This is a genomic window from Microcystis sp. M113S1 (assembly GCF_020246945.1).
Taxonomy (GTDB): domain Bacteria; phylum Cyanobacteriota; class Cyanobacteriia; order Cyanobacteriales; family Microcystaceae; genus Microcystis.
The window spans coordinates 1-4699 of record NZ_JADBSA010000386.1 but is presented as its reverse complement, the minus strand read 5'-3'; the positions used below and the strand labels follow the sequence as shown (position 1 = coordinate 4699).

Annotated in this window: 6 protein-coding genes and 2 pseudogenes; 7 read left to right on the top strand and 1 reads right to left on the bottom strand. The window is 37.6% G+C overall.

What is annotated here, in order from left to right:
- Positions 1-556: 556 nt before the first annotated feature.
- Both IM319_RS19600 and IM319_RS19595 read left to right on the top strand, forming a co-directional pair.
- Positions 557-712, top strand: a complete 156-nt coding sequence (locus IM319_RS19600; protein WP_287736637.1) for an anacyclamide/piricyclamide family prenylated cyclic peptide — start codon at positions 557-559, stop codon at positions 710-712.
- A 269-nt stretch (positions 713-981) separates the two neighbouring features.
- On the top strand, positions 982-1131 hold the full coding sequence (locus IM319_RS19595; protein ID WP_287736636.1) for an anacyclamide/piricyclamide family prenylated cyclic peptide: 150 nt from the start codon (positions 982-984) through the stop codon (positions 1129-1131).
- Positions 1132-1289: 158 nt separating this feature from the next.
- On the opposite strand, the gene IM319_RS19590 is transcribed toward IM319_RS19595, so the two are convergent.
- Positions 1290-2276: an IS30 family transposase gene (locus IM319_RS19590; RefSeq protein WP_287736635.1), complete on the bottom strand. Its 987-nt coding sequence runs from the start codon at positions 2274-2276 to the stop codon at positions 1290-1292.
- A gap of 197 nt (positions 2277-2473) precedes the next feature.
- Here IM319_RS19590 and IM319_RS19585 point away from each other — a divergent pair.
- The 5 genes and pseudogenes from IM319_RS19585 to IM319_RS19565 all read left to right on the top strand — a co-directional run.
- Positions 2474-2836: pseudogene (locus IM319_RS19585) on the top strand (DUF5838 family protein); the annotation flags it as partial.
- A gap of 95 nt (positions 2837-2931) precedes the next feature.
- Entirely contained in the window at positions 2932-3498 is a 567-nt protein-coding gene (locus tag IM319_RS19580) for a Uma2 family endonuclease (protein WP_287736633.1), read from the top strand.
- A 14-nt stretch (positions 3499-3512) separates the two neighbouring features.
- Positions 3513-3903 (top strand): annotated as a pseudogene (locus IM319_RS19575) (Uma2 family endonuclease).
- 17 nt (positions 3904-3920) lie between these two features.
- A complete protein-coding gene (locus IM319_RS19570; protein WP_287736632.1) occupies positions 3921-4358 on the top strand; it encodes a Uma2 family endonuclease in 438 nt (145 codons plus the stop codon).
- Positions 4359-4432: 74 nt separating this feature from the next.
- Positions 4433-4699: DUF2887 domain-containing protein (locus IM319_RS19565; RefSeq protein WP_287721878.1), on the top strand; the 267-nt coding region annotated here is incomplete at its 3' end.

The window sequence follows — 4699 nt, the reverse complement described above, 5'->3', positions numbered from 1 at the left end:
TCCTTATCTGGCAAGAGATTTAATTGATTAGTTCGCTCTAGATCAAAAACAATTGACAAAAATCGCTAAATGCCTTTCTATATAAGGGTTACATCCCTTATAACCCCCGTCCATTGCATAACACAAACCGAAGAGCCGAAAGTGTTAAGTTACAATGGGAACATCGAGATCCAGCAGATAGAGTGGTTGTGGCAATTGCCCAAAAAAATCAAGCTCCTATTATTACCGCAGATCAAAAAATAGCTAATTTCTATTCTTCAGTAATTTGGTAAGCTGTTGTGCATTTAAATTGGGTATGGACAAGGGGCTTAAGCTTCTTGTCTCAACGGTTTTCAGCAATGAGGAGGATTTTTGTTGACTAATTCAAGACACCCCTTCCCTAAAAAAAAATCTTCTTGATCTTCCCCCCTGTAGGGGGGGGTAGCTGTTTTATTAAGGGAGAAATGTGATTCGCAAACTTGACTCTTTCTTAACAAAAATTGACCTAGAAACTGTTGACTTGGATTGGCAGTTTTGCCAGACTGTGAAAAACCAACTGATTGGAGGAAATTCCACCATGAAAACCAAGAAACTGACACCCCGCAATGCTGCTCCTGTCCAACGGGAAAATGCCGCTACCGTCTCTCGTGATGGCAATGCGATCGCACCTCAGGGCAAGCGCGGAATTGGGGATTATTATAGTAATCCTTTTGCGGGAGACGACGCAGAGTAATCCTCCCGATTCGAGCATCGAACTTCAAATCATATCAAAAGTCTTTTTCTGCTTGCCAGGGTGCGCGGTTTGCCTCAACGAATTGACATACAATCCTTGTTAATTCTGGGTTTTCTGTTACCTGGCACGCGGGAATAAGGGAGAAAGTGTGATTCGCAAACTTTACTCTTTCTTAACAAAAATTGACCTAGAAACAATTGACATTATTTGACATTATTGGGACTTAGATCAAAACTATTAACAGTAAACTTACTGGAGGATTTTACCCCATGAAAACCAAGAAACTGACACCTCGTAACTCTGCTCCCGTCCAACGGGAAAATGCCGCTACCGTCTCTCGTGATGGCAATGCGATCGCCCCCCTGGAATGGGATGCGCGGGATTCGCGGTATCCTTTTGCGGGAGACGACGCGGAGTAATCCTCCCGATTCAAGCATCGAACTTCAAATCATGTCAAAAGTCTTTTTCTGCTTGCCAAGGCGCACGGTTGCTCCCTTGTAATTGACGCACAATCCTTGTTAATTCAGGGCTTTCTGTTACCTGGCACGCGGGAGAAGCTTTTGAGCGAAACGCCAATTCAAAAATGAAGTGCATCAATGTCTGATGATAATTCATAGAATACCTCAAAAGGGGTTCGATAGTCAAGACATTTTCGAGGACGATGATTAATTAATTCTACAGCTTTTTGAACTTCTTCCGGCTTGACTATTTTAAAGTTTGTTCCTTTCGGAAAAAATTGTCTTAGTAAACCATTTGTATGTTCATTTAATCCTCTTTCCCATGAGTGATAAGGAGTAGCAAAATAGAACGATGCTGATAACACTTTACTCAATTCTTCGTGACCACTGAATTCTTTCCCATTGTCACAAGTAAAGGTTTTTATCTTTTCTTTGTCCATAGGTTTAAAGAGTTCCTCCGTTACTTCATTCATCTGTTTTGATGTTTTATTTTTTCCTAGTCCTGCTACTAGAAACTTTGAGGCTTTATCTACATGAGTTACTAAAACTCCTAAATGATTTCCTCCGATTATTGTATCGCTTTCCCAATGTCCTATTTCTTTTTTCTCTGCTGCTATCGTTGGTCTTTGTTCGATACCTACTCGATTGGGAATCCCTCCACGCTTACCTTTCAGGCTTCCTCTTTTCTTCCTTTTCTTTCTTCCTTGCCTTAAATATTCTTGATATTTTCCCAGCCCTTGATAATTTTGATAAATCATTTGATAGATGGTTTCATGACTTACCCACTCTTCTCCTTCTGTCTTTAAACGACCCGCTATTTGTTCTGGACTGTGATAGTTTTTTAATCTTGTCTTTATCTCTTTTATTGTCCATTCTGTTACATTATTAAATGTCGTTTTGGATTCTTTCCTTCTTGTATCTGTTAAGATTTGAGCCCTATCTGGTAAGTACCATCCTTGCTCTGTTTTATTTCTTTGTAATTCTCGACATATTGTGCTTTGTGAACATCCAATCAACTTGGCTAGTTCTCTTTGAGATAATTTCTGTTCTTGTTGTAGTTGATAAAGATGATTACGCTGGTCTATGCTAAGATGTGAGTAGTTCATTAGTTTGTCTGTTTGTTTTGATCAATATCCGACTTTAACTGATGAGCTTTCCTCTGTCAAGCTTTTCAGGTGATGCACTTCAGACTTGAATCGGCGAAATGATTAAAAAAGTCGGGGATTTTCTTAAACTCTGAGAATCAAAATCAAAGATTTACATAAATCCCCGACTTTTCATCTTTAATCTAACACTTGAAATTATGATAGTTGCTGAGATTCAAAAAAACTCCCTCAAAGAGCAAAGAATACAATTTGTCCGTAATCATCAACAAGCTTTTGATGTTGAGCCGATTTATACTCTGCGGCTGTTTGAAGATTTTGTTATGGAAGTTGAAGGCGATTGTAATATTGAAGCCTCCTGTAAGATAGAATTAGATAAACTCATTGCCTCACGGTTTATGCTCTTTTTTAAAGATCAGTCCCAAGAATGGCAAAAATGTCTAACTCAATCTTTAGCTTTTTTTCGGCAAGTTGAAAACCGAGTTGGTGTTCAATTAGATTATTCCTTATTACAGAAATTTTTAGGACATAACTTTGACTTTAGCAAACTAACAGTTCTTAGTATGTGGGTAGGTACTACTCAAAAAGAATTAGAGAAAACGAAGATTGACAATATTCGGCTTTATTATTACAAATCATTCAAGATGGAGTAAAATTGATGTTAATAACTAAACCTCGATTTGAAACCTTCGCTGAATATCTACAATATGAGGATAATTCAGAGGGATTATATGAATTATTTAACGGCGAATTGATAGAAATGCCACCAGAATCAGGACTTAACTACCAAATTGCCAATCGTCTTTTCTTGGTATTTGCCTTAATGCTAGGAACTGATAGAATCAGAGGACATGGTTTAGAATTAGAAGTCAGAGGAGAACCTAAAAACCGTTATCCTGACTTAACAATTATTCGAGAAGAACATATTAAACTACTCTCAAAAAGAAATACTATTCTTCTTTCCATGTCACCCCCTTTATTAGTTATTGAAGTAGTTAGCCTTGGTGAAATTCAAAGAGAAAGAGATTACATAGCCAAAAGAATCCAATATCAAGATTGTGGTATTCCTGAATACTGGATAGTTGATCCCCAAACTCAAACCATTTTAGTCTTAGAATTAAGAGGAAATACTTATACAGAAATAGGTAATTTTAGCAATGATGACTTAGTAAAATCATCTATATTTAATCAACTAAATATAAAAGTTTCTCAAGTATTTAATTAGGCAAATTAACCCCCATGATTACCGCAGAAACCATTACCTTAAACTTAAAATCCGTCAATTTAAGCGATGAGCAATTTTATCAACTTTGCCATAGTAACGACGATTGGCGAATTGAACAAACTGCCGAAGGCGAATTAATCATTATGCCCCCAATTGGTGCTATTAACAGTTTGTCCTGATTTTGTGATAGAATTAAGGTTGCGTACTGATTCTTTAAGTCAACTCCAAGAAAAAATGGAGGAATATCTTGATAGTGGCTTAAGACTCGGTTGGTTAATTGATCCCATTAGTCAACAGGTAGCCATCTATCGCCAAAATCAGGAAGTAGAAATCGTCTCATTACCAACCACCTTATCTGGGGAGGACGTTTTACCCAGATTTACTTTAGAATTACCCATTTTTTGACGACAGGAAATACCAAGATGATAGCTACTGCAACAATTTCTCCTCAATTAACCATTCCACGCCTAGAAAATGGGGACAAGCTTACTCGTCGTGAATTTGAGCATGGTGGACAATCAACGATTAGTGAGGATGGTTATGTCGAAGGTGCGCCAGAGTTAATCGTCGAAATTGCAGCGAGTACCGTCTCCCTTGACTTACATCAAAAACTCAATGTTTATCGCCGTAACCAAGTGCAAGAATATTTAGTCTGGCGAGTCGAAGATGGAGAATTTGATTGGTTTAGATTAACCAATGAAGAATATATTAAACTTGAACCGAACTCAGAAGGGATAATTTGTTCCCAGATATTCCCTGGATTATGGTTAGATAGAGATGCTTTACTAGCTGGTGATTTAGGCAAGGTTTTAGAGGTTTTGCAATTAGGAATAGCTACGCTCAAACATCAAGCTAGTTAGAGTAATCTAAATTTAACAAAAACTTCACGAAAATTCATAAAAAAACTATTGACTTGACGACCAAAGAAGGAGTAATGAAAACCGATAAAATCTTTTATACCCTATTTCAAGTCTTTCCCGAACTTCTCTTTCAACTGCTAGGAGAATCTCCCAATCTAGCGCAAAATTATCAATTCAAGTCAATCGAAATCAAAGAATTGGCTTTCCGACTCGATGGGGTATTTATTCCCGATGCAGACCACCCGGATTATCCGCTTTACTTTGTCGAAGTTCAATTTCAAAAAGACGAGGATTTTTATTGGCGATTTATGACTCAAATCTTCCTCTATCTCAAGCAGTAT